Consider the following 24,735-nt stretch of genomic DNA (forward strand, 5'->3'; position numbering starts at 1 on the left):
GTAGGTAGATAACTTGAAAACGGGGAAAATTATCAAGGTTTCAGGTCCTTTAGTAGTTGCTGAAGGTATGGATGAAGCTAATGTATATGACGTTGTAAAAGTTGGAGAAAAAGGTCTTATCGGAGAGATCATTGAAATGAGAGGAGATAAGGCTTCAATCCAGGTATATGAAGAAACATCAGGTATTGGACCTGGGGACCCAGTTATAACTACTGGAGAACCACTTTCAGTAGAGTTAGGACCAGGACTTATAGAGTCAATGTTCGATGGAATACAAAGACCTCTAGACGCTTTCATGAAAGCAGCTAATTCTGCTTTCTTAAGTAAAGGAGTAGAAGTTAAATCTTTAAATAGAGAGAAAAAATGGCCTTTTATGCCGACTGCTAAGGTTGGAGATAAGGTTTCAGCTGGAGACGTAATAGGAACAGTTCAAGAGACTGCCGTTGTTCTTCATAGAATAATGGTTCCTTTCGGCGTTGAAGGTACAATAAAAGAAATCAAAGCTGGAGATTTCAATGTAGAAGAAGTTATCGCTGTAGTAGAAACTGAAAAAGGTGATAAGAACTTAACATTAATGCAAAAATGGCCTGTAAGAAAAGGTAGACCATATGCAAGAAAATTAAATCCAGTTGAACCAATGACTACAGGACAAAGAGTTATAGATACTTTCTTCCCAGTAGCTAAAGGTGGAGCTGCTGCCGTTCCAGGACCTTTCGGAGCTGGTAAAACAGTAGTTCAGCACCAAGTTGCTAAATGGGGAGATACTGAGATAGTTGTTTACGTTGGATGTGGAGAACGTGGTAACGAAATGACAGACGTTCTTAACGAATTCCCAGAACTTAAAGACCCTAAAACTGGGGAAAGCTTAATGAAGAGAACAGTTCTTATAGCTAATACATCTAACATGCCAGTTGCTGCCAGAGAAGCATCAATATATACTGGTATAACAATAGCAGAGTATTTCAGAGATATGGGATACTCAGTATCAATCATGGCTGACTCAACTTCACGTTGGGCAGAGGCTTTAAGAGAAATGTCAGGAAGACTTGAAGAAATGCCTGGAGACGAAGGTTACCCAGCATACTTAGGATCAAGACTTGCTGATTACTATGAAAGAGCTGGTAAAGTTGTAGCTTTAGGTAAAGATGGAAGAGAAGGAGCTGTTACAGCTATCGGAGCAGTATCCCCTCCAGGAGGAGATATATCTGAGCCAGTTACACAATCAACTTTAAGAATAGTTAAAGTTTTCTGGGGACTAGATGCTCAATTAGCATACAAGAGACACTTCCCATCAATTAACTGGTTAACATCATACTCATTATACTTAGAAAAAATGGGTGAATGGATGGATGCTCACGTAGCAGATGATTGGTCAGCATTAAGAACAGAAGCTATGGCACTTCTTCAAGAAGAAGCAAACTTAGAAGAAATAGTAAGACTTGTTGGTATGGATGCACTTTCAGAAGGTGATAGATTAAAACTTGAAGTTGCTAAATCAATAAGAGAAGACTATTTACAACAAAACGCATTCCATGAGAATGACACATATACTTCATTAAATAAACAGTACAAAATGTTAAACTTAATCTTAAGTTTCAGACATGAAGCTGAAAAAGCTTTAGAAGCTGGAGTTTATTTAGATAAAGTATTAAAACTTCCTGTTAGAGACAGAATTGCAAGAAGTAAATATATTTCAGAAGAAGAAATAAGTAAGATGGATGACATCTTAGTTGAATTAAAATCAGAGATGAACAAGTTAATCAGCGAGGGAGGTGTTCTAAATGCTTAAAGAGTACAGAACAGTTACAGAAGTTGTAGGACCCTTAATGGCTGTTGAAGGCGTGGAAGGTGTTAAATACGATGAACTAGTTGAAATAGAAATGCAAACTGGTGAGTTAAGAAGAGGTAAAGTTCTTGAAGTTAACGGAGATAAAGCTATGGTTCAGCTTTTCGAAGGTTCAGCAGGAATCAACCTTAAAAATACAAAAGTAAGATTCTTAGGAAGACCACTTGAAATTGGTGTTTCAGAAGATATGTTAGGAAGAGTATTCGATGGTATGGGAAGACCAAAAGATAATGGTCCAAATATAATACCAGAGAAGAGATTAGATATAAATGGAGAAGCTATAAACCCAGTTGCTAGAAACTATCCATCAGAATTTATTCAAACTGGTATTTCTGCAATAGATGGACTTAACACTCTAGTTAGAGGACAAAAACTTCCTGTTTTCTCAGGATCAGGTCTTCCACACAAAGAGTTAGCTGCTCAAATTGCAAGACAAGCAAAAGTTTTAAACTCAGATTCTAAGTTCGCAGTTGTATTCGCTGCTATAGGTATAACTTTCGAAGAAGCTGAATTCTTCGTAGATGAGTTCACAAAAACTGGTGCTATAGATAGATCAGTTCTATTTATGAACTTAGCATCAGACCCAGCTATCGAGAGAATAGCTACTCCAAGAATGGCATTAACTACTGCTGAGTACTTAGCATATGAAAAAGGAATGCATGTTCTTGTTATAATGACAGATATAACAAACTACTGTGAAGCTTTAAGAGAAGTTTCTGCAGCTAGAAAAGAGGTTCCAGGAAGAAGAGGATATCCAGGATACTTATATACTGACCTTTCAACATTATATGAAAGAGCAGGAAGATTAGTTGGAAAAGAAGGTTCAATAACTCAAATTCCAATATTAACAATGCCTGAAGATGATAAGACTCACCCAATTCCAGACTTAACTGGATACATCACTGAGGGACAAATAATCCTTTCAAGAGAACTTTACAAGAAAGGAATAATGCCTCCAATAGATGTTTTACCATCATTATCAAGACTTAAAGATAAGGGTATTGGTAAAGGAAAAACTAGAGAAGATCATGCTGATACAATGAACCAATTATTCTCAGCATATGCTCAAGGTAAGCAAGCAAAAGAACTTGCTGCTATCTTAGGAGAATCAGCATTATCAGATGTAGATAAAGCATACGCTAAATTTGCTGAAGCTTTCGAAAATGAATATGTTTCACAAGGTTTTACAACTAACAGAACAATAGAGGAAACTCTAAATCTTGGATGGAAATTACTTAAGATCTTACCTAGAACAGAGCTTAAGAGAATTAGAGATGAATATCTTGAAAAGTATATGCCTGTTGGAGAGGATGAGTAAGAATGGCACAAAGATTAAATGTCAATCCTACTAGAATGGAACTCTCAAAGCTAAAGAAAAGACTAGCAACAGCAACAAGAGGACATAAATTATTAAAAGATAAGCAAGATGAGTTAATGAGACAATTCATAAATCTTATCAAATATAATAATCAATTAAGAGATGAAGTTGAAAAGGAACTAGGAAGTTCCTTAAAAGACTTCGTTATGGCTAGAGCTGTTATGAGTTCAGAGTTCCTAGAGGAAGCTATAGCATACCCTAAAGAAGAAATTGAGGTTGAAGTGGGAAATAAAAACATAATGAGTGTAAATGTGCCTATAATGAACTTCAAAAGAAAATTAGAAGGTGATGAAGGTAGTATTTATCCTTATGGCTTTATGAATACTTCAGCTGAACTTGATGATGCAATTTCTAAACTATATGGAATTTTACCAAAGTTATTAGAACTTGCAGAAGTTGAGAAATCTGGTCAGCTTATGGCAGACGAGATAGAGAAGACAAGAAGAAGAGTTAATGCTCTTGAATATATGACAATTCCTCAATTAAAAGAAACTATCAGATACATCAGAATGAAGCTTGATGAAAATGAGAGAAGTGCCTTAACAAGACTTATGAAAGTTAAGTCTATGATAGAGCAAAGAGGATAATATATTTAAATTAATAAAAAAGGCAATCTTATGTTAATAAAACATCAAGGTTTGCCTTTTTTCTTTACTATTTTCAAAATAAAATGTATAATTTTATTAAGCAAAATAGATATTTTAATATAATAAAAATTTTAATAATATTTTTATATATGTAAAATATCTAAAAATATGGTATAATAAGTAAATATTATACTGAAATATTAGGGGGGCTTAAAATGAACAGTGTTATGAATTTAACAACTTTAGAACAAATAAAAGCATATTCAGATCCTTATAGACTGAAGATAATAACTTATCTTAGAAATAATCAAGAATCTGCTACGGTAAAGGAAATTGCTGATTTTTTTGGGGAAGTACCAGCAAAAGTTCATTACCACATTAAAAAATTAGAAAAAGCAGGTATCTTAGAGCTTGTAAAAACAAAAGAAATAAAGGGAATAATAGCAAAATATTATTATCTAACTGCAGAAAGCTTCAATATAGAGGGAAATCAAATTAAAAAAGAAGCTAAACAAGTTTACAAATCTCAAATATTAAATATTCTAAGTGAATATTATGATAGTTCAAAGGAACAAACTATGAAAAGAATATCTGAGAAAGTAGATACTGGTAATGCAGAAGATTCCATAGGTTTCAATTATAAGAACATATACTTAAATGAAGAAGAGTTTAAAGAAGTAAATAGACAAATGAGAGAACTGGTTAAAAAATACGAAAGAAAAGAAGAAGGAAAAATGCCTTGTCATGTATTTTCAGTTTGCTTAAAACATGAAGTAGAGTAATTATTAAAATATGATTAAATTTCTTAATTAGTGACATAATAAGAAGTGATAAAATAATTTTAATTAAAATGTCATTAATATGACTTATTAATCTACTAGAATAGTATATGTAAGAAAAAATGTTTTTAATACAGAGGGAGAAAAAATGATTAAGTATTTAATTGTGATGCTTATTCCTTTTGTCATAGTATATCTATTAATGCCAAAGTTTATTGAATTTGCAAATGAAAAGGGTTTTGTTGATAAGCCTACAGGAAGAAAAAAACATGATAAATTAACACCTTTAATAGGTGGGGTTGTTATGTATATAGGATTCTTTGCAACATACCTTTTTGGAATAGATTCTACAAGGCAATTATCACAAACTTTTATTATATTTATAGCATCTACTTTGGTAATAATAATAGGAGTAATTGATGACTATTATAAGGGAAAGGGCAAAGAGTTTCCAATTTATCCAAGGGTTATAATTCAAGTTTTAGCTGCAACTATGGTTTTTAAAGCTGGGATTGTTTTTAGAGGTATAACTAATCCATTTACTGGAGAGTTTACTCAATTTTCAGGATGGATTCAATATATACTTACAATAACATGGATTTTTGGGGTTACTACAGTAATAAACTGGTCTGATGGAATGGATGGATTAGCAGGAAGCATTTCCATAATATCTGCTATGACTATGTTTGTTGTTGCTCTTGCAAAAGGACAATTTAACTCTGCATATATGTCAATAACTCTAGTAGGGTCAATATTAGCCTTTTTAAGATATAATAGACATCCAGCGCGGGTATTTATGGGTGATTCAGGTGCTAACTTTTTAGGGTTTATTTTAGCTATTATAGCCTTAGAAGGTGCTTTTAAGCAAGCAACAGCATTATCTATATTAGTACCAGTATTAGCCTTAGGAGTTCCTATTTTTGATAATATCTTTGTAATTTTTAGAAGATTTCAATCTGGAAAGCCTGTTTATGAAGCTGATAGAAGCCAAATACATTATAGGCTACAAGAAAGAGGAATGTCTGTAAAGCAAATTGTGTCATATATATGCATACTAAGTGGATGTTTAAGTTTAGTATCATTATTAATAATTATGATAATATTATAAGTATTGACTGTCTTTAAAGTATAATAAGTTTTAACTTAGATGCTTTAAAGACAGTCAATAATATTTTACAGAGAATATAATTTATTAGTGAAAAATTTATATTTTTATGTTTTAATATATTTATAGGAATTTTGAAAGGAGAAGTTAAATGGCTGTTAAGAAAATAGTTCAAATAGGACACGAAGCTTTAAAAAAAGTTTCAGAACCTGTTAAAGATGTTAATGAAGTTAAAGGATTAATACAAGATTTAAAAGATACATTAGCAACTGTAGAAGGAATAGGATTAGCTGCACCTCAAATAGCAGTTAATAAAAGAGTTGTTTATATAAATTTTGGAGATGGTGAGAATGAATATGTTCTTATAAATCCAGAAATAACAGGAGTTTCAAAGGAAACTTATGAAGACTATGAAGGTTGTTTAAGCTATGTAATGCATGAGGGATTAGTTGAAAGACCAAGAGCAGTAAGAATACAAGCTTTAAATGAAAAGGGTGAATTAAAAGTTTATGAAGCTCAAGACCTTTTAGCAAGATGTTTCTTACATGAGATAGATCACTTAGAGGGTATTATGTATGTTGATAGAGCTAAAGAAATGTACGAATTAGTAGAAAAGTAAATAGCTAGTTTAAGAGTATAGATTTTAAAATCTATACTCTTTTTTTATATTTTTACAAAAAAGCCTTGATTATCGTTTACAAAAGTATTATTATATAGTTAATCGGTTCAGTGAAGCGGTTAACTAGGGAGGGATATTAATGAATAAGATATGTGTACTTGGAAGTATGAATATGGATTTAGTTTTAAAGGTTAAAGATATGCCTAAAGTAGGAGAAACTATACTTTCTAAGTCATTTCAAAAAATAGCTGGTGGAAAAGGAGCTAATCAAGCAGTAGCAGCTAAAAGAAGTGGCGCAGAAGTTTTTATGATTTCTAAAATAGGAAAAGATGAAAATGGAAGAGAGTTAAGAGATAAATTAGTAGAAGATAATATAGATGTTAAATATGTTTTTGAAGATAGAATAGAGCCAACTGGAATGGCTTTAATAATGGTAAATCATAATGGAAATAATTCAATAATTGTTAATGCTGGTTCAAATATGACATTAACAAAAGAGGAAATATATAGTGCTGAAAATTTAATAAAAGAATCAGATATTATAATTTCACAATTTGAAACACCAGAGGATATTACAATAGAAGCATTTAAAATAGCTAAGGAGAATGGAAAAGTTACAATATTAAATCCAGCTCCAGCTAAAAAAATAAAAGATGAATTATTAAATTACACAGATATAATAGTTCCAAATGAAACAGAAGCAGAGCTTTTAACTGGAATTGAAATAAAAGATATAGAAGATGCTAAAAAAGCTGGGGATATATTCTTAGGTAAAGGAGTTAAGTTTGTAATTATTACTCTTGGTGAAAAGGGAGCAGCTTTAATAGGAAAAGATTTTTGTGAAATAGTTCCAGCTTATAGAGTTAATGCAATAGATACTACAGCAGCTGGAGATAGCTTCATTGGAGGCCTAAGTTCAAAGTTAGATACTAAAAATTTAGGAAGAGAGACTTTAAGTAGCTCCATAAGATTTGGAAATAAGGTATCATCAATAGCAGTACAAAGAAAAGGAGCTCAACCATCAATACCATATTTAAAGGAAGTTTTAGAAGTTTATAAGGGAGAAGAGTAATTATGAGAAAAACAAGCTTATTAAATAGTAATATAAGTTCAGTCATATCAGAGATGGGACATACTGATATGTTGGCTATAGGGGATTGCGGATTACCTATACCAAAGGAAACTGAGAGAATAGACTTAGCTTTAATAAAAGGTGTACCTGGCTTTATAGAAACTTTAAAAGCTATTTTAGAGGAATTACAAGTAGAAGAGGTACTTATTGCTAAGGAAACAGAAAAGGTAAGTCCAGAATTATTTACAGAAATAAAAGAAGTGATAAAAGATACTAAAATAACTTTTATATCACATGAGGAATTAAAGAAAGAATTAAAAGATTGTAAGGCAGTTGTTAGAACTGGAGAACAAACTCCATATGCAAATATAATCTTAAAATCAGGGGTTGTTTTTTAAAAAGTTTAAAAATGAATATTCTACTCAGTATTTATTGAGTGGAATATTCTTTGCAAAATAGGAATTATTTTGGGAGGTGTAGTAAATGGGTGAAAGAACACCAATGCTAAAAATGGTAGGTGTATCAAAATCCTTTCCGGGAGTCAAAGCTTTAGATAATGTTAGCTTAATGGCTTATGGTGGAGAAGTTACTGCTTTAATGGGAGAAAATGGAGCAGGAAAATCAACTTTAATGAAAATACTAAGTGGAGTATATAAAAAAGATGAAGGTAAGATATTCATTGAAGGAAGGGAAGTAGAAGTAAAGGGAATTAAATCAGCAGAAGAAGCTGGAATAACAATAATTCACCAAGAACTTAGTGTTTTAAATAACTTAACTGTTTCAGAAAATATTTTTTTAGGTAATGAAAAACATAGTAAATTTACAGGAAGAATAAATAAAAAATTATTAGCTGAAAGAAGTAAAATGTTCTTAGAACAAATAGGTTGTAATATAGATCCAAATAGATTAGTTAGTACTCTTAATGTAGGTGAAAAGCAAATGATAGAAATAGCAAAAGCTTTAACTAAGAATGCTAGAATAATTATTATGGACGAGCCTACTACAGCCTTAACTGATGTAGAGACTGAAAACCTTTTTAAAGTAATAGAGAATTTAAGAAAAAAGGGAATAGCAATAATATACATATCACATAGAATGGAAGAAATATTTAAAATATGTCATAGAGTAGAAGTATTAAGAGATGGTAAATATGCAGGAAGTGCAGAAATAAAAGACATAGATAATGATAAGCTTATAGCAATGATGGTTGGAAGAACCATAGAGGATCAATTTCCATACAGAGATGTTAAAAAAGGAGATTTAGCTTTAGAAGTTAAAAATCTTAGCTGTAAGGAAGGTGTTAAAGGAGCTTCATTTACTCTTAGAAAGGGAGAAATATTAGGAATTGCAGGTCTTATGGGATCAGGCAGAACAGAGCTTGCAAAAACAATATTTGGAGAATATAAAAAAACAAGTGGTGAAATTTCTTTAAATGGAAGTGCTATTAATATAAATTGCATAAGTGATGCCATAAATAATGGTATATGTTATCTTTCAGAGGATAGAAAAAAAGAAGGCTGTATTTTAGGAATGTCTGTTGGAGAAAATATGACCTTATGTAACTTAAAGAAATATGAGAATAAGTTTAAATATCTTGATAAAAAAGAAGAAGCAAAGGATATAGAGTACTATATTAAGAAGATAAACATAAAAACTCCAAATAAGGAACAATTTATTAAGAATTTAAGTGGAGGTAATCAACAGAAGGTTATACTTGCTAAATGGCTTATGCTATCTCCAGAAGTATTAATAATTGACGAGCCAACTAGAGGAATAGACGTAGGGGCAAAGAAAGAAATTTATGAACTTTTAAATGAACTTAAAGCTAGTGGAAAAGCCATAATAATGATTTCTTCAGACTTACCAGAGGTTTTAGGAATTAGTGATAGAATTATGGTTATGAGTGAAGGAAGAATCTCTGGAGAATTAAATAGAGATGAAGCAAACCAAGAAAGTATAATGAAATTAGCCGTTGGAATAAACAATTAGGGAGGATTACATAATGAAAGCGAATGTTAAAGCAAATATATCTAAATATAAATCTCTTATAGGACTAGTATTATTATGTATAGTTATTACTATAGTTACTCCAAACTTTTTAAGTGTATCTAATATAACTAACGTATTTACACAGGTTTCAGTTAATGCAATCATAGCAATAGGTATGACTTTCGTAATTTTAACTGGTGGAATAGACTTATCAGTTGGATCTACTTTAGCTATTAGTGGTGCCGTAGGGGCTTCTATTGTTAAGTCAACTGGAAACGTATTCTTAGCAATTATAGTGGCAGCTGTTATTGGTATAGCAGTTGGATTAATAAATGGTTTATTAGTATCAAAAGGAAAATTACAAGCATTCATAGTTACTTTAGCTACAATGACAATATTTAGAGGAGCTACTTTAGTATTTACAGATGGTACTCCAATATCAAAATTACCTGAAGCTTTTGTTAAAATAGGAAATGGTAAACTTGGATTTATGCCAATACCAGTTATAATAACAATAATAATAGCAATCATAGCAGTATATGCTTTATCACAAACAAGATTTGGAAGATATTTATATGCTTTAGGTGGAAATGAAGATGCTTCAAGATTATCAGGAATAAATACAGATAAGATAAAAACTTTAGTTTATGTAGTATCAGGTTTTGCCTCAGCTATTGCAGGGGTAATAATAACAAGTAGAATAGGATCTGCTTCACCTAATGCAGGAACAGGATTTGAATTAGATGCTATCGCTGCTGTAGTAATAGGAGGAACTTCTTTAGCAGGGGGAGAAGGAACAATAACAGGTACTTTAATAGGTGCTCTTATTATAGGTGTACTTAATAATGGATTAAACCTTATGAATGTATCACCATTCTATCAATCAATAGTAAAAGGTTTAGTTATATTAATAGCAGTACTTTTAGATAAAAAGAGCAGAAAAAATTAAGAAGCTTAAGAGGTGAGTTTTATGCATATAAATAAAAAAATATTTTCAGTTGGATTAATGCTCATGATGCTTATGACTTCATTTATAGGGTGTGGAAGAGATAATAAGCCTAAAATAGGAATGGTTGTATCAACTCTTAATAACCCATTCTTTGTAAATATGAAAGATGGAGCAGAAAAAGAGGCTGAAAAATTAGGATATGATTTAGTAGTATTAGATTCTCAAAATGATCCAGCTAAAGAAAGAGCAAATGTAGAGGATTTAGTACAATTAGGAGTTATTGCCTTACTTATAAATCCAACAGATAGCGATGCCGTAGTTAAGACTGTTGAGGTAGCTAACAAGAGTAATATTCCAGTAATAACATTAGATAGACAAGCTAATGGTGGAAAAATAACAAGTCATATAGCTTCAGATAATATAAAAGGCGGAGAAATGGCTGCTGAGTATGTATTAGATAAATTCAAAGATGAAAAAGGACCAATAAATGTAGTTGAGATACAAGGTATTCCAGGTGCATCAGCTACTAGAGATAGGGGAGAAGGATTCCATAATATAATGGATAAAAATGATAAATTTAATTTTATTTCAATACAAGCTGCTGATTTTGATAGACAAAAAGGTCTTCAAGTTATGGAAAATATAATCCAAGCTAATCCTAATATACAAGTTGTATTTGCTCACAATGATGAAATGGCTTTAGGGGCAGTTAAAGCAATTAAGGCTAGTGGAATAAATGCATTAGTTATAGGATTCGATGGAAATGATGATGCTAAAGATTCCATAGATGCTAATGAAATGACAGCTACAATAGCTCAACAACCAGATTTAATTGGAGCATTAGGAGTAGAATTAGCTAATAAGATATATAATGGTGAAAGCATTAAAGATAAAATAGCAGCAGACCTTAAGGTATATACTAAATAATTAGTAAAATTTTAGATTTGTTTTGATTAATAATATTAAATAATGCTTGTATATGCTAAATAGTAGGGGTATAGGTAGTCATAATATGGTATAATTACTGTTGTTATAAAAGGAAGCGGACAAGAGGTGTTGCGTAAAATGGGAAAAACTACATTACTAGACATAGCTAAAGCAGTAAATGTATCAAAGACCACTGTATCTATGGTGTTAAATAATAAAGAAATAAATGTTTCAAAAGAAACTAGAGAAAAAATATTTAAAGCTGCAAAAGATATGAATTATATACCAAATTCCTTAGCTAGAAGCCTAAGTACTAAAAAGAGTTATACTTTAGGTATGATAATACCAGATATTCAAAACCCTTTTTTCTCAGAAATGGCAAAGGCCATAGAAATTGAAAGTGAAAAGCATGGTTATAGTATTATTTTGTGTAACACTCTCAATGAAAAAAAGAAAGAAGAGGAATACTTAAAACTTTTAATTAGTAAATTAGTAGATGGTGTTATAATAGCAGCTTGTGGTGATGGTAAAGAGTGGATTAAAATTCTAAAAAATAATAAGATTCCCTTTGTTATGATTGATAGAATGGTTTCAGATGAAAAAAATGCTAATGGTGTATTTTGTGATAACAAGAAAGGTGTTGAATTAGGAGTAAATTACTTAGTTAATAAGGGCAATAAGAATATTGCCTTTGTTACAGGAAAGGCTAATTTAGAAATAGCTAATTTAAGACTAGAGGGTTTCAAAAATACGGCAAAGAGCTTGGGAATATCTAATGAGACCATAATAGAAGAATCTGATTTCTCTATGGAAGGTGGAATAAATGCCACAGAGAGAATAATTAAAAATAATAAAAAGGTAGATGCAATTTTTTATAGTAGTGATGTTATGGCAATTGGAGGTATGAAATACTTAATAAGAAACGGATATAAAATACCTGAAGATATAAGCATATTAGGTTATGATAATATAAACATTTGTTCTTATATGGAGCCAGAATTAACTACCATAGCTCAACCAATATATAAAATTGGTGAATATTCTTGTAAACTACTTATGGATTTAATAAACAATAAATCTTTAAAAAGCAAAATAATAAATTTAGAGCCTTCTTTAGTAGAGAGGGGAACAGTAAAATAATTAAATGAGGTTGTGTCAAAAGTTAATGATAAGACTTACAAACATATTCCGAGAATTACTAGATTTCGCTAAGAATTTATAATCATTACTACGAAGATATTACTAAAGCTTCGAAACTTGCTTCGCTTCGAACAGTCTCAGCTTTTTAACGTAATATCTTCTCCGTAATAATTTAAATTCTAAAGCTCATCTAGATATTCTCTTCATATTGTTTATAAGTCTTATTAAAAGCTAGTTTGATACAGTCTCATTTTTATTTTTTTCATTTTACTTAAAAATAAGTTTTGTAAAAAGTAAAGTTAACATAGTTTTTCAGAGAAAATAAATTTATGTTATAATTATAAGATATGAAGCACTTAAATAGAGGAGTAAATATGTTAGTTGAAGATTTATTGTTACAAAGGTTTAAAGAAGAAACTACAGGAAGAAATTATGCTAAGGGACAAAGAATAATAAGCAACGATCTTGTGGAATCTATAGAAATAGAAGACGAAGAAGATTTAGTGGCCGTTAATGGAATAGTGATTTCAGAACAATTATTTAGTAAATATAGTACGAAATTAGAGATAGATATTAGAACTAGAGGGATTTTATCAACATATTGTACCTGTACTGATTATGAAAAACATGAGTTTAGTAAGGAAAATTATTGTTGCAAGCATTTAGTAGCCACTTTTTATAAAGCTTTAGGAGAGTTAGCTAAGAAAAAAGAGTTTGAAGAGGATAAAAACTTATTTGCTAAGAAGAAAGAAAATAAAATTTTAGATTTAATTCTTCAAGAGGAAACAGATAAAGAAGAGTTGAAAATAGAAGTTTATATAAATAAAAATGAGTGGAGCAATAGCATATTAGCAGAGTTTAAAATAGGAACTAAGTCCATGAGTTCAAATAAACTTTATATATTAAAGGATATTGAGCAGTTTTTAGTAGCTTACTATAACAGAATTCCTATTAAATATAGTAAGGTTTTTACTTTTGATATAAGGGAACAAAAGTTAAGTACTAAGGATAGGGAATTAATAGAGTTTATAGAAAGCTTAAAAGAGATAGAAAAGCCAATAAAAAGCTTCTTAAGAAATAGAGATACATTTATAGAGGGTAAAAGCATAAAGATACCTAATTATTTAGTAAGAGATTTTTTTTGTGTTATAAAAAATCATAGAATTTATTTAAATGAAGGATTTTTTTATAGAGCAGTAGAAAGTGAAGTGCTTTTTGAAGATGTTCCAATAGATTTTTCTCTAAAGGATTCAAAAAATAATTTTGAACTGAGCTCCTTAAACGGAATGCCTAAGGTTTTAGGAGATAGAGCTGATGTATTCTTATATGGAACTAATATATATATTCCTAAAAAAGATTTTTGTTATAAAATAAAGAATTATTTAGATATATTTTCAGAGGGAAAGGTTATAAAGATTGATAAATGTGAAGAGGAAAGAGTATTTAGAAAGCTAATACCTTCCTTAAGAGATTTAACTGAGAATGTAGTTCTTTCTAAAAATATAATGAATAAGACGGTTTTAGAGCCTGTAAAATTTAATTTTTACTTTGATAAAGAGGGGAAAGAAGTAACTTTAACCTTAAAAGTAAAATATGGTTCTTATGAATTTAATATATTTGATGATTGTAAGGAAAAAATAATATATAGAGATATAAAAAAAGAAAAAGAAGTAATTGCCTTAATTGAGAGATTTAGCCTTGAAGAGATAAATAAAAAGTTTTATTTCTATTTAGGAGATGAATATATATTTAGCTTTTTTAAATATGATGTATGCAAATTACAAGAGTATGGAGAAGTGTATTATTCAGAAAACTTTAAAGGTATAAAAAGCTTAGGAAGCAAGGGGATAAAGGGAGACATTAAACCAGGAAGATATAATTATTTTGAGTTTGACTTTAAAATAGGAGATATACCTAGTGAGGAAACAAGAGAAATACTTAGGGCTTTTAGGGAGAATTTAAAGTTTTTTAAACTTAAAAGTGGAGAATTTCTTGATTTAGAAGAACTAGAATTAAAGCAATTTTTAAAGTTATTAGATTCAGTGGATAATGGAGATTTAGAGAAAAATTGCCTAGAAATAAATAATAGTAGGGCATTATATATAGCTAATTACATAGAAGAGAAGGGTATTAGATATATTAAGGGGAAAAAGAAGTTAAATGAATTGAAAAGTAAATTTAAAAATATAAATAAACTGTCCTTTGAAGTTCCTAAGGATCTTAAGGCTAATCTTAGAGAATATCAAAAGTTTGGATACAATTGGCTTAAAACTTTAGAGCATTTAGGCTTAGGAGGAATTCTTGGAGATGAAATGGGACTTGGAAAAACCCTTCAAGCAATTACCTTTATTCTTTCTAATAAGGGAAAGAAAACACTAGTAGTAGCACCCACTTCCTTAATATATAACTGGAAAGAAGAATTCAATAAATTTGCACCTGATTTAGTTGTGGAGGTATTAAATGAAGGCAAGGATAAGAGAGAAGAAGCTTTAAGAGATATAGAGAGTAAGGATGTAATTATAACTACCTATAACTTATTAAAAAGAGATTTAGAGGAATATAAGAAGATAAACTTTGATTATTGCTTTATTGATGAAGCGCAAGCTATTAAGAACCCAGATTCTCAAAATTCTGAAGCTGTTAAAGAGGTTAATTCAGAATATAAATTTGCTTTAACTGGTACCCCTATGGAAAATTCTCTTATGGAACTTTGGTCTATTTTTGATTTTGTAATGCCAGGATATCTTTATGATAGAAAAAGATTCACTGTTAGATATTATAAAAAATTAAATGAAAGTGAAGAAGTATTAAGTGAAATACATAGCCTTATAAAACCTTTCATACTAAGAAGAAAGAAAAAAGATGTTATAAAAGAATTACCTGATAAGATTGAAAAGATGCACTTAGTTGATTTAGGAGAAGATCAGAAAAAGGTATATTCAATATATGCTAATAATGCCTTATCAATTATGGAAAAGAAACAGGATGCAGAGGAGTTTAATAAGAGTAAAATAGAAATATTATCTTATATAACTAAACTTAGACAATTAGCCTTAGACCCTGCTATAACAATAAATGATTATATGGGGGAAAGTGCTAAAATAGAGGCTTTAGTTGAAATACTAAATCAAGGAATAGAAGAAGGGCATAAAATCCTTGTGTTTTCACAGTTTACTTCAGTATTAAAAAATATAAGTAGTAGACTTAAGGAAGAAAAAATTTCTTTTAGTTACTTAGATGGAAGTGTTTCATCTAAGAAAAGAATAAATATGGTTAATGAATTTAATGAGGGTGAAAACTCAGTATTTTTAATAAGTTTAAAAGCAGGGGGAACAGGACTTAACTTAACTTCAGCAGATATTGTAATTCATTTTGATCCTTGGTGGAACCCAGCAGTAGAAAATCAGGCAACGGATAGAGCCCATAGAATGGGACAAAAAAATGTAGTAGAGGTTATAAAATTAATAGCTAAAGGAACTATTGAGGAAAAGGTAGTAGCTCTTCAAGAGGAGAAGAAGGAATTGATTTCTAAGATTATTGAAGAGGGAGAATTAGGAGCAGGAAGTACATTTAATACTTTAAGTGAAGAAGAGTTAATGGATTTATTCAAAGTAGATTATTTAGGTTAATAATAAACTATAAGATAATAAATTTAGGTGATTTAAGAAACGCTAAGGTTTAGTATATAGTTAATAATGAACTGATCATAGTGGTGAAACCTGTATTGGAATGTTAGGTATATAGTTAATAATGAGCCCTATAAATAATTTAAAATAATAAAGTTTACTAATATAAAAAAAGAGCGTATATGAAAATAGCTTATGAATAAAACTTACAAAGAGTATAAAAATAATTTTTACTAATTTTAAATTTGTAAGTTTTATTAAGCTTCATATAAGCTCTTATATTTTTATGTAATCAAATAAAATTAAGATAATATTATTAAGGTTTATAGTTTAATTTTATATGCACTTATAATTTAATCACATAAATAAGTTTTTTATCTCATTATAAATTTTATTCTAAGTGTTCTTATAATGAGATAGTTACTTAAGAAATAAGCTTTAATTAATATATGAACCCATTAGAGGCAGGATTATAAATTACTTTTCTAGAGTAAGGACAATTAATAAGAGAATCAACTGTTGAGTCTAATAGGTTTATTATATCTATTAATGGCACCTTTTCTTTAAGGGAATATTGCAATTTACTTTGAAGCTTAATTAACTCATCTTTATTTATTCCACATACTAATCCTAAATCTTTCTTTAAAAGGGTATAGTAGCTTAAAGAAGCAGTAAGATTTTCAGTTAAGAGTATTAATCTATTTATATCCTTATCTTTTTTTTGAATATTTCTAAGTGTAAGCTTATTACACATAAGCTTTATATGGATGGTTAAATTTATTATTTCCTCTTCATTTTTTGAAGGGTTTTTTATTAGATCTTCTGCTAATATATTTACATATTTTATTAATTTAAGGCTTAATTCCTTTAGCCCTTGATCTAAGTTATAAGGAAATAAAAACTTATTAGCTAAGAAGGTTATTAATATACCTAAAGCTAAATAAAAAACTCTAAAAATAGCTAAGGTATTAACTCCATAGCTAAGAGATGCCATGCAAATAGCAGAGATGGCAGTAAAGAGAGAAAGCTTATAATAGCTTTTAAATCCATAGGTTAGATACAGGCTACAAACTAATACAATAATATGCACAACTTGGCTTTGAAACAAGTTTAAAATAATAATTACAAGGAAAATGGCTAAAAGATTTCCTTTTAATCTGTCTTTACTTTTATTTAAGGTCTCTTCATAATAAGGTTGCATTATGGACATTATAGTTATTCCAAGCCAACTCATTTTAGTAAAATCAAATAGATAGCTAAGAAGTAACACAAGACTTAAGGTTAAGGAGATCCTTAGGGCAAAATTAAATTTTATTGTACCAAAATGTAGAGAATCTCTAAATTTAAATTGGTTTTTATCTGTATTTTTCCATAAATCATAGCTTTTGTATCCTTCACCTTCTTCAAGAGTAGTCATATCAGCTAAATACAAATAAAGATTGGTTACTGAAATAGATAAGTCATGAAAAAAAGTGAACTGATCAGGTAAATCTTCATGAAATCTAGTTAATCTATACAGTTGTTTATCTATTTCATAATAAGAAATCTCATCATTTAAATATAATCTTAAAATATTTATAGATTTTTTTAATTCCTTTAAAAATGATTTAATTAGGGCACTATTGTAATTAAGTTTTGAGTATAGCTTATTTAGATTATATAAATCTAAGTTTAAGTTTTCTAATATTATATATATTTTAAATTGAATACTGCCTAAATTATTAGTTAAAATTTTTCTTTTTCTAGTAGTATAAAGGTTATAACAAATAGTAGTAAGTTCTTTAGAGATAGATTGCTGCAAATCTAAATTATAACTTCTAAAAATAAGGTTATCTACTTGGCTTTCTAATAAAAGTAAAGATTTATTTATGTTATCTTTTATTAATGATTTATAACTTAGCTTGTTTAAAAATAAGTGAAAGATTATTATTAAACTAAAGCCAAAGAAAATAGACAATAATCTTCTAGGTAAGCCTTGAAAGTCTACCTTATAAAAATAAGTAAATACATATAACATTAAGAATGGTTTGTATAATAAAGGGGTATAGGCAACTGAGAGCTTATAGGCTATAAAAAATATGGTGAAGAAATTTATTATAATTCCTAATATAAAGTTGCTTGAGGCTAAAAATGATAAAACAACTATAAAACAATATAAAAACAAAAGTCTTATAGTTTTTTCTAAGGGATTTATTTTAAAATTTTCTTTTAAAAGAATTGAGGAGGTTAAAGCTATTGGATATGCTAAGATTGCATTATTGATTCCAAAGAATATCCAAGAGGCTAAAAATGTTAAAAAGGCAATTGTCCCTTCACGTTTCATTGAATCCACATCTAAATTGTATTTCTTTATAACTTTATCAATCATAAACATCACCTAAACTAATATATAATAAATCTATTATTCCACTTAATATATAAATTTATGTTTGAAATTAAAAAAAGGCATTTATCAAAATACCTTTTGATAAAGCCATTTTTTAATTTAGGTTTGGAAAGATTGAGCTAAGTAACGGAATAGTACCATTAAATACTATTACTATTTTATTATCCCCTACCTTTATAGATTTTATTTGAAGATATTTTATTATATCCTTAAAAGAAAGGATTATATCTCCATTATTTTTGTCAAAGGAAAGTATTGAATTATCTTTTAGGTTTTTAAAGATAGTATCCTTAGAAATATCAATAAAACCAACCTTTCCTTCTTTATAGTGGAATATTCCTTTACCATCCTTGCTTTGAGCTGTAAAGGTAAGTTTTCCTTGGAAAGGTATATCTTTATAGTTTATATCTACATAAATATTAATATCATCATTTTCTATATCTACTTTTAATCCTGTAAGATCTTTTATTGCATCAGGTTCTTCACGTAAAGCTAGTATAAATAAATCTGTTAATTCAGAATCAGAAAATTCAGTTGTAGAGCTAACATTTATTTCTTTTAAAGAAAGATTTATGTTGTTAGGAAGGAATTTTTTTATTAAATTCCAATCATTAAGTTCTATGTTGGAATTCATTGAGGTTACAGGTACTTTAGGAGCAAAATATGATTTATAAACCATTTTTACTCCAAAAAAACAAGCTAATATTAAAATTAATATTGATAATATAACTATAAAAAGTTTATTTTTCTTTTTAGTCATGTTAATTATCTCCAATCTATAAGAGTTTATTAATTCAATTATAAACTAAATTAATTTAAATTTCACTTGTTTTCAAATGAAAGTAACAGATAAGGAAAGAGAAGATAAAATAATATTATAACGATATAATTTGGAGTTAATATGCTTGAAAATAATAATGAAAAAATAATAGATTACAAATCAGGTGATGTTACTGGTGATGGTATTAATGACGAAGTTTATATTATGTCTTGTGCCTTTAATCAATGTTTAAATAGACATTGGTTACTTATTAAAGAGGGAAATTCCGAAAGGGTTGTAAAGTATGAATTGGAAGAAAATAATTATAATTTTGAAGTTCATTTGGAACACTTTAAGGATCCAAATAAATTAGATATATTTATAAGATCCATAGGTGATTGTTTTGGGGGATGTGTTAAGGGACAAATTCTTACTTATGAGAATAATGAATTAAAGGAGATATTTAATACCAATGATTTCTACGAGAAAAATAAAGTAAGTGCCTTTTATAGAGATGATTATAAAGTTGAGGTATTTAACTATGAAAGAAATAAAAAATATATTGTTGATATAAAAGAGAATTTTAAATATTATCTAGACTTTGTATATTACGGAGATGGAAAAGTAAAAGAAGGAAAGGAAAAAGCAAATATAAGTAGTGTATGGGGATGTAACTCATATTATCCTATAGGAAGTGAAGTTGCTAATATAAGCATTATACAAAAGGTTATAGGTCAAGCTTCTACAGATAATATATGTTTAATTGAAAGTAAATTAAGGTGGAAAGATAATTCTTTTAATATAATTGATCAAACAGTAATTTTAAAGGGAACTTCTATAAATCAAAATAATAGAAGTAAAGAAATAAACAATAAAAAAGATTTTTCAATTGATACAAAAAATATTTATGAAGATTTAGTTGAATACTATAATGAATGTGTGAAATTTGATTCATCATCAATATATTGGTATTACTTAGCTAAAGCACAGTTATTAACAAAAGACTTAATTGGAGCTTTAAAATCAATAAATATGAATTTAAGTTTTCAATACCCTTATCCTTCAAAGGAAAAAGCTCTAATATTAAAAGAAAATATTGAATATAGTCTTAGGTTAAATAAATAGTTATTTTTAAAAGTAGCTTTCTGATGTGAAATAGTGATTAAAATGTTTTATACTAAATTTTATACAAGGCAAAGATAATGTAATAGTGTCATATTTAAGACTTATTAGTTAGTGAATTTCCTTGAAAAAAACCATAAAATATTATTAGAAGGTTTATTTTGAGGTGAAATTTATGGGGACGGAAAGTTATTTGCTTAAGATATCTACATTAGGAACATTGTTTTTTGCTGTGTTAGGAATAGCATGGGGATGAACTGTAAAGTCAGAGATGATTTTATTTGATGGAATGTACTCACTAGGTGGTGTGATTTTATCATTACTAGCCCTAATGGGAAGTATTTATATAAATAAAAAAGATTATGAGAAGTATCCCTTTGGTAAGAGGATGATAGAACCTTTAATAGTAATAATCAAATCCTTAGCAATTTTTATTATGTGTATATATTCACTTACAGGCTCTATTAAAGAGTTAATAGCTGGTGGTAATGAAGTTCAATATGGGTATGCCTTAATATATGCCCTAATATCAACTTTAGGGTGTGGAATTGTATATTTTTTCTTAAAGAAAAAAGGAAAAGCTATTAACTCAAGTTTAGTAAATGTAGAAAGTAGTCAGTGGTTAATGGACACTTTATTAAGCCTAGGAGTTTTAGTAGGATTTTTAATAGCAAATATAATTAAGCATACAGAATTTATTTGGTTTAATAAATACTTAGACCCATTAATGGTTATTGTTTGTTCATCAGTATTTATAAAAATGCCTATAAAATCTTTTAGTGATGGATTAAAAGAAATTTTAGAGTTTAAGGCTGATGATAGTATAACTTTAGAAATAGATAAACTTGTAGAGGGAATAGAGAGAGAATATAATTTTGAAGAGGCTATTACAAGAGTATCTAAAACGGGAAATGATTTAAGAATAGAAATAGATTTTATATATAATGAAGAATCTAATATTAAAGCATTAGATGAAATGGATAGGTTAAGAGAAAAAATATTTAATTCTTTATCACATATAAATTATGAAAAATGGTTAAATGTATCCTTTACTAAGGATAAAAAGTGGGCTATATAAAAGCTTAAATTAAAACTTATAAATAGTTTAATAAATAATTTATAAGTTTAATTTATAGGCTATTTATATAGCCTTGTTTATTTAGAAAAAGTTAGCTTGATGAGGGCTTGAATACTCATTTAATTTTTTACTAAGCTCTTCATTTTCTTGTATCATATTTTTTACTAGGTTAATTGATTCTTTATCTAATTGATCTTCTTTTTCATGTAAAAACTTTTGAAACATAATTATACCTGTCTTAAAAGCTTTTATGCTTTCCTCTAGAATTTCACTATCTGTATCAGCTGTAACAGTTTTTATATTGTAAATAGCCTCAGAAGCTTTTCCAAGAATTCCAACATTTGAAGCTGGGGAATCACCAAGAGCAGAGATTTTGCTTGAAAGTTCACAGGCTTCCTTAGAGTAAAGATTTATAACATCATTAAGTAAATTTTTAAGGTCATTAGACTTACATTTTTTTTCGTAACGTTTAAAAATATCCATTCCCATATAAAGCCCCTTAAGATTATCGTTTAAAGCTTCACTAGGAGTTCTATCTGTAATTTTTTCCATGAATATCACCTCTACTTTATTTTGTCCTTTTATAAAAAAATAATTAGAAAAATTTATTTTAAATAAGAAATTCTTAGTTTTATATTAATATTTTAAAATATTGTTTTTAGTAAAGGTTAATTAATAAGGTTATTATTTTAGAGTAGATTAGATTGTGTAATAGAAAATATAATTGAACTTAATAATAAAATCTAATATAATTAACAATATGATGTAGGCAAGTTATAATAATGACTTTATGAAGGAAAATAAATTGATTATACCTAAAAATATGTTCTATCTTTAATATGATTTTAGTTAAATGAATTAGGGTTATAGAAGAATTTAAATGATTAAGACATATTTCGTGAAATAAAGGTGTAAAAGGACTTACATTGTTAGTAAATAATAATGAAGTAGTCTTTTACACCTTTTTTAAGGTATATTTTATAAATTAAAATTTTTTGTTTTATAAATTATTTTTTATTATTTATGATTTAAATGAGAAATTAAACGGGACTATTTAGTGAGGGAGGTATTTATTATGAGTGATAATAAGATTTTAACTTATGAGAGAGAAGTCCTTTCAGAAACTAAAAGGTGGATTGAAAGTGAAGAGGAAAGATTAGAAGGTGAAAAGTTAAAAGCTAATGAAAAACTAGACGCTTTAAATAAGAAATCTAAGGGAGCCTATGATCCAGAAATAGAAATAGTTAAGAAGTCTGTAGACTTTTTATCAAAGGAAGAAGAAAAATTTAAAGAAGCTTATAATAAGCCATACTTTGCAAGAATAGATTTTAGGGAGTATAGAAAAGATTTTGAAAGTTTTTATATAGGTAAATGCGGACTTGGAGATATGCTAGAAGGAGAAGAAAAGGTAATAGATTGGAGAGCTCCACTAGCTGATCTTTATTACAGTGGTACTCAAGGGGAGGCATATTATAAGGCACCTATTGGGGTTATTGAGGGTGAGCTTAGTTTAAAGAGAAAATTTCTTTTTGATGATGAGCATAGCTTAAAGGAATGTTTTGATGAGGGAATTAATGAAATTATTTTAAAATCTGGTCTTGATGAAGAAGGGGATGGATTAATAGACGAATTCCTTAGAATTAATTTAGAAAATAGCACAGGTACTAAATTAAAAGATGTAGTAGCTACTATACAAAAAGAGCAGAATGATATAATAAGAGCACCTAAAAATTCACCTTTAATAATACAAGGGTCAGCAGGTTCAGGAAAAACCACTGTAGCTCTTCATAGACTGGCTTATTTATTATATAGATATAAGGAAACCATAACTGGAGAAGATATTTTGGTTGTAGCACCAAATAAAATATTTTTAGATTATATTTCTGAAGTGTTGCCTAACTTAGGAGTAGATAAGGTTGAACAAAAAACTTTTGAGGAACTAGCCTTAAAAAAGTTAGGTATAAAAGGTAAAGTTATAACTAAGGATAAAAAATTAGTAGAAATTTTAGAAAATGATTTAGAAAAAAATAAATATATGATGAATGATAGCAAAATAAAAGGTTCTATATTATTTAAAGAAATGTTAGATAGATATATTCAAATTCTTGAAAGAGAAGATAGCGATATAGATAATATAAGAATTTGTGGATATTCAGTTTTTGATTCAAAGGAGATAAAAAGATTATTCTTAAAGGATTTAATAAAATATCCTGTTAACAAGAGAAAGGATGAAATCAAAAACTATTTCTCTAAGAAATTAGGAGAAAAGGTAAGTAAGGTTTTAGATAAGGTTGATTTTCAGTATGAGTATAGAATAGCTAGACTTAAAAAAAGTATGGAAGATTCTAAGGAAAGAAGAGAAAAACTTATAGAGCTTTATGATGAGAGAGATAATCATAAAAAAGAAATAAAGAAATCGGCTAAAAAAGAATTTAATGAATATTTCAATAGATGGAAGGGTATAGATACAACTAATGTTTATAAAAATTTCTTTGAAAACAAGGATATTTTTAATGAAGTAACAGCAGGAAAAATACCAGATAAGTTGGCTGAATATATGAGAGAAAATTTGGCTAATAATATAGATAAAAAAATAATAGATTCAGATGACTTAGCAGCTATGCTTTATTTAAAATTTAGAATAGAAGGCATAGAAGAAAGCAGCTTATTAAAACATATTGTTATTGATGAGGCTCAGGATTATTCTATGCTACAGCTATATGTTATGTCTATGATGGCTTCAGGAAAGTCTTTAACAATAGTTGGAGATATTGGTCAGGGAATATATTCATTTAAAGGCATTAATGATTGGAAAGAAGCTATTAAATTAGTTTATGATGAAAATGCAGAGTATAAGCATTTAAGTCAAAGCTATAGAAGTACAGTAGAAATAATAAATTATGCAAATAAGGTTTTAGTTAAACAAAATACCTATGAAGAGCCAGCAAAGCCAGTTTTAAGACATGGAATGGTTCCAGAGGAAATTGAGTTTAATAATGCAAAAGAATTTTGTGAAAGATTAGATAACATAGTTAAAAAAGTAAAAGATGAAGGAAAAACTTCAATAGCTATAGTTGGTAAAACCCTTGATGAATGTAAGAAGATAAGAACCTTAGTTAAGAAATATTCAAATTATGACTTTGAATTAATTAAAGATGATCAAAAAGAGTTTGATTTGAACTTAATAATTATACCATCATATCTTACTAAAGGATTAGAATTTGACTGCACTATAGTTTATAATTTAAATAAAGAAAATTATAATGATAATGAAATAGATAAGAAACTTCTTTATGTGGTTTTAACTAGAGCGTTACATTATGAATATATATTTTATAAAGAGGAAAAATCACCTTTAATAGGTTGATTTAG

Annotated in this window: 19 protein-coding genes; 16 read left to right on the top strand and 3 right to left on the bottom strand. The window is 28.5% G+C overall.

Annotation, left to right across the window (positions count from 1 at the left end):
• Window positions 1-13 precede the first annotated feature (13 nt).
• The 13 genes from QP548_RS02790 to QP548_RS02850 all read left to right on the top strand — a co-directional run bounded on the left by QP548_RS02790 (window position 14) and on the right by QP548_RS02850 (window position 16,020).
• Entirely contained in the window at window positions 14-1,789 is a 1,776-nt protein-coding gene (locus QP548_RS02790; RefSeq protein ID WP_061428749.1) for a V-type ATP synthase subunit A, read from the top strand.
• Entirely contained in the window at window positions 1,782-3,164 is a 1,383-nt protein-coding gene (locus QP548_RS02795; protein WP_003449785.1) for a V-type ATP synthase subunit B, read from the top strand. The genes QP548_RS02790 and QP548_RS02795 overlap by 8 nt, the downstream gene beginning before the upstream one ends.
• Before the next feature lie 2 nt (window positions 3,165-3,166).
• Window positions 3,167-3,811 (top strand): V-type ATP synthase subunit D, encoded by a 645-nt coding sequence (locus QP548_RS02800; RefSeq protein ID WP_003449608.1) that lies wholly within the window; start codon window positions 3,167-3,169, stop codon window positions 3,809-3,811.
• 215 nt (window positions 3,812-4,026) lie between these two features.
• The gene (locus QP548_RS02805; RefSeq protein WP_003456056.1) at window positions 4,027-4,593 is read left to right on the top strand and encodes a helix-turn-helix domain-containing protein; all 567 of its coding nucleotides are present in this window, start codon (window positions 4,027-4,029) and stop codon (window positions 4,591-4,593) included.
• Window positions 4,594-4,738: 145 nt separating this feature from the next.
• The gene (locus tag QP548_RS02810) at window positions 4,739-5,698 is read left to right on the top strand and encodes an MraY family glycosyltransferase (protein WP_081109958.1); all 960 of its coding nucleotides are present in this window, start codon (window positions 4,739-4,741) and stop codon (window positions 5,696-5,698) included.
• Between the two features lie 148 nt (window positions 5,699-5,846).
• The gene (gene def / locus QP548_RS02815) at window positions 5,847-6,314 is read left to right on the top strand and encodes a peptide deformylase (RefSeq protein WP_061428748.1); all 468 of its coding nucleotides are present in this window, start codon (window positions 5,847-5,849) and stop codon (window positions 6,312-6,314) included.
• A gap of 139 nt (window positions 6,315-6,453) precedes the next feature.
• Window positions 6,454-7,386, top strand: coding sequence for a ribokinase (rbsK, locus tag QP548_RS02820; protein ID WP_061428747.1), 933 nt, complete (start codon window positions 6,454-6,456; stop codon window positions 7,384-7,386).
• Between the two features lie 2 nt (window positions 7,387-7,388).
• A complete protein-coding gene (gene rbsD / locus QP548_RS02825; protein ID WP_061428746.1) occupies window positions 7,389-7,784 on the top strand; it encodes a D-ribose pyranase in 396 nt (131 codons plus the stop codon).
• Window positions 7,785-7,869: 85 nt separating this feature from the next.
• Window positions 7,870-9,375 (top strand): sugar ABC transporter ATP-binding protein, encoded by a 1,506-nt coding sequence (locus QP548_RS02830; RefSeq protein ID WP_061428745.1) that lies wholly within the window; start codon window positions 7,870-7,872, stop codon window positions 9,373-9,375.
• Window positions 9,376-9,388: 13 nt separating this feature from the next.
• Window positions 9,389-10,324: an ABC transporter permease gene (locus tag QP548_RS02835; protein ID WP_003456058.1), complete on the top strand. Its 936-nt coding sequence runs from the start codon at window positions 9,389-9,391 to the stop codon at window positions 10,322-10,324.
• Between the two features lie 21 nt (window positions 10,325-10,345).
• On the top strand, window positions 10,346-11,251 hold the full coding sequence (gene rbsB / locus QP548_RS02840; RefSeq protein WP_061428744.1) for a ribose ABC transporter substrate-binding protein RbsB: 906 nt from the start codon (window positions 10,346-10,348) through the stop codon (window positions 11,249-11,251).
• Between the two features lie 138 nt (window positions 11,252-11,389).
• On the top strand, window positions 11,390-12,391 hold the full coding sequence (locus tag QP548_RS02845) for a LacI family DNA-binding transcriptional regulator (protein WP_061428743.1): 1,002 nt from the start codon (window positions 11,390-11,392) through the stop codon (window positions 12,389-12,391).
• A gap of 374 nt (window positions 12,392-12,765) precedes the next feature.
• A complete protein-coding gene (locus tag QP548_RS02850) occupies window positions 12,766-16,020 on the top strand; it encodes an SNF2 helicase associated domain-containing protein (protein ID WP_061428742.1) in 3,255 nt (1,084 codons plus the stop codon).
• Window positions 16,021-16,459: 439 nt separating this feature from the next.
• On the opposite strand, the gene QP548_RS02855 is transcribed toward QP548_RS02850, so the two are convergent.
• Complete coding sequence (locus QP548_RS02855) at window positions 16,460-18,385, bottom strand: FUSC family protein (protein ID WP_061428741.1); 1,926 nt, start codon at window positions 18,383-18,385, stop codon at window positions 16,460-16,462.
• A gap of 112 nt (window positions 18,386-18,497) precedes the next feature.
• The gene (locus QP548_RS02860; protein ID WP_061428740.1) at window positions 18,498-19,163 is read right to left on the bottom strand and encodes a hypothetical protein; all 666 of its coding nucleotides are present in this window, start codon (window positions 19,161-19,163) and stop codon (window positions 18,498-18,500) included.
• Window positions 19,164-19,304: 141 nt separating this feature from the next.
• On the opposite strand from QP548_RS02860, the gene QP548_RS02865 reads away from it, so the two are divergent.
• Both QP548_RS02865 and QP548_RS02870 read left to right on the top strand, forming a co-directional pair.
• Window positions 19,305-20,288: a hypothetical protein gene (locus QP548_RS02865; RefSeq protein ID WP_061428739.1), complete on the top strand. Its 984-nt coding sequence runs from the start codon at window positions 19,305-19,307 to the stop codon at window positions 20,286-20,288.
• A 268-nt stretch (window positions 20,289-20,556) separates the two neighbouring features.
• Window positions 20,557-21,363: a cation diffusion facilitator family transporter gene (locus tag QP548_RS02870; protein ID WP_061428738.1), complete on the top strand. Its 807-nt coding sequence runs from the start codon at window positions 20,557-20,559 to the stop codon at window positions 21,361-21,363.
• 81 nt (window positions 21,364-21,444) lie between these two features.
• Here the strand turns inward: QP548_RS02870 and QP548_RS02875 are convergent, their stop codons facing one another.
• Window positions 21,445-21,915 carry a ferritin-like domain-containing protein gene (locus QP548_RS02875; protein ID WP_061428737.1) on the bottom strand — a complete coding sequence of 157 codons (471 nt, stop codon included), beginning with the start codon at window positions 21,913-21,915 and terminating at the stop codon, window positions 21,445-21,447.
• A 523-nt stretch (window positions 21,916-22,438) separates the two neighbouring features.
• Here QP548_RS02875 and helD point away from each other — a divergent pair.
• Complete coding sequence (helD, locus tag QP548_RS02880) at window positions 22,439-24,730, top strand: RNA polymerase recycling motor HelD (RefSeq protein WP_061428736.1); 2,292 nt, start codon at window positions 22,439-22,441, stop codon at window positions 24,728-24,730.
• The last annotated feature ends 5 nt before the right edge of the window (window positions 24,731-24,735 follow it).

Source organism: Clostridium sp. UMB9555A, assembly GCF_030222355.1.
Lineage (GTDB): Bacteria > Bacillota > Clostridia > Clostridiales > Clostridiaceae > Sarcina > Sarcina perfringens.

Coding starts and splice junctions, on each gene's coding strand:
- QP548_RS02845 (WP_061428743.1), top strand. CDS start 11,390: ATGGGAAAAACTACATTACTAGACATAGCTAAAGCAGTAAATGTATCA.
- def (WP_061428748.1), top strand. CDS start 5,847: ATGGCTGTTAAGAAAATAGTTCAAATAGGACACGAAGCTTTAAAAAAA.
- QP548_RS02830 (WP_061428745.1), top strand. CDS start 7,870: ATGGGTGAAAGAACACCAATGCTAAAAATGGTAGGTGTATCAAAATCC.
- QP548_RS02810 (WP_081109958.1), top strand. CDS start 4,739: ATGATTAAGTATTTAATTGTGATGCTTATTCCTTTTGTCATAGTATAT.
- QP548_RS02800 (WP_003449608.1), top strand. CDS start 3,167: ATGGCACAAAGATTAAATGTCAATCCTACTAGAATGGAACTCTCAAAG.
- QP548_RS02855 (WP_061428741.1), bottom strand. CDS start 18,385: ATGATTGATAAAGTTATAAAGAAATACAATTTAGATGTGGATTCAATG.
- rbsK (WP_061428747.1), top strand. CDS start 6,454: ATGAATAAGATATGTGTACTTGGAAGTATGAATATGGATTTAGTTTTA.
- QP548_RS02870 (WP_061428738.1), top strand. CDS start 20,557: ATGATTTTATTTGATGGAATGTACTCACTAGGTGGTGTGATTTTATCA.
- QP548_RS02860 (WP_061428740.1), bottom strand. CDS start 19,163: ATGACTAAAAAGAAAAATAAACTTTTTATAGTTATATTATCAATATTA.
- helD (WP_061428736.1), top strand. CDS start 22,439: ATGAGTGATAATAAGATTTTAACTTATGAGAGAGAAGTCCTTTCAGAA.
- QP548_RS02835 (WP_003456058.1), top strand. CDS start 9,389: ATGAAAGCGAATGTTAAAGCAAATATATCTAAATATAAATCTCTTATA.
- QP548_RS02850 (WP_061428742.1), top strand. CDS start 12,766: ATGTTAGTTGAAGATTTATTGTTACAAAGGTTTAAAGAAGAAACTACA.
- rbsB (WP_061428744.1), top strand. CDS start 10,346: ATGCATATAAATAAAAAAATATTTTCAGTTGGATTAATGCTCATGATG.
- QP548_RS02805 (WP_003456056.1), top strand. CDS start 4,027: ATGAACAGTGTTATGAATTTAACAACTTTAGAACAAATAAAAGCATAT.
- rbsD (WP_061428746.1), top strand. CDS start 7,389: ATGAGAAAAACAAGCTTATTAAATAGTAATATAAGTTCAGTCATATCA.
- QP548_RS02865 (WP_061428739.1), top strand. CDS start 19,305: ATGCTTGAAAATAATAATGAAAAAATAATAGATTACAAATCAGGTGAT.
- QP548_RS02795 (WP_003449785.1), top strand. CDS start 1,782: ATGCTTAAAGAGTACAGAACAGTTACAGAAGTTGTAGGACCCTTAATG.
- QP548_RS02875 (WP_061428737.1), bottom strand. CDS start 21,915: ATGGAAAAAATTACAGATAGAACTCCTAGTGAAGCTTTAAACGATAAT.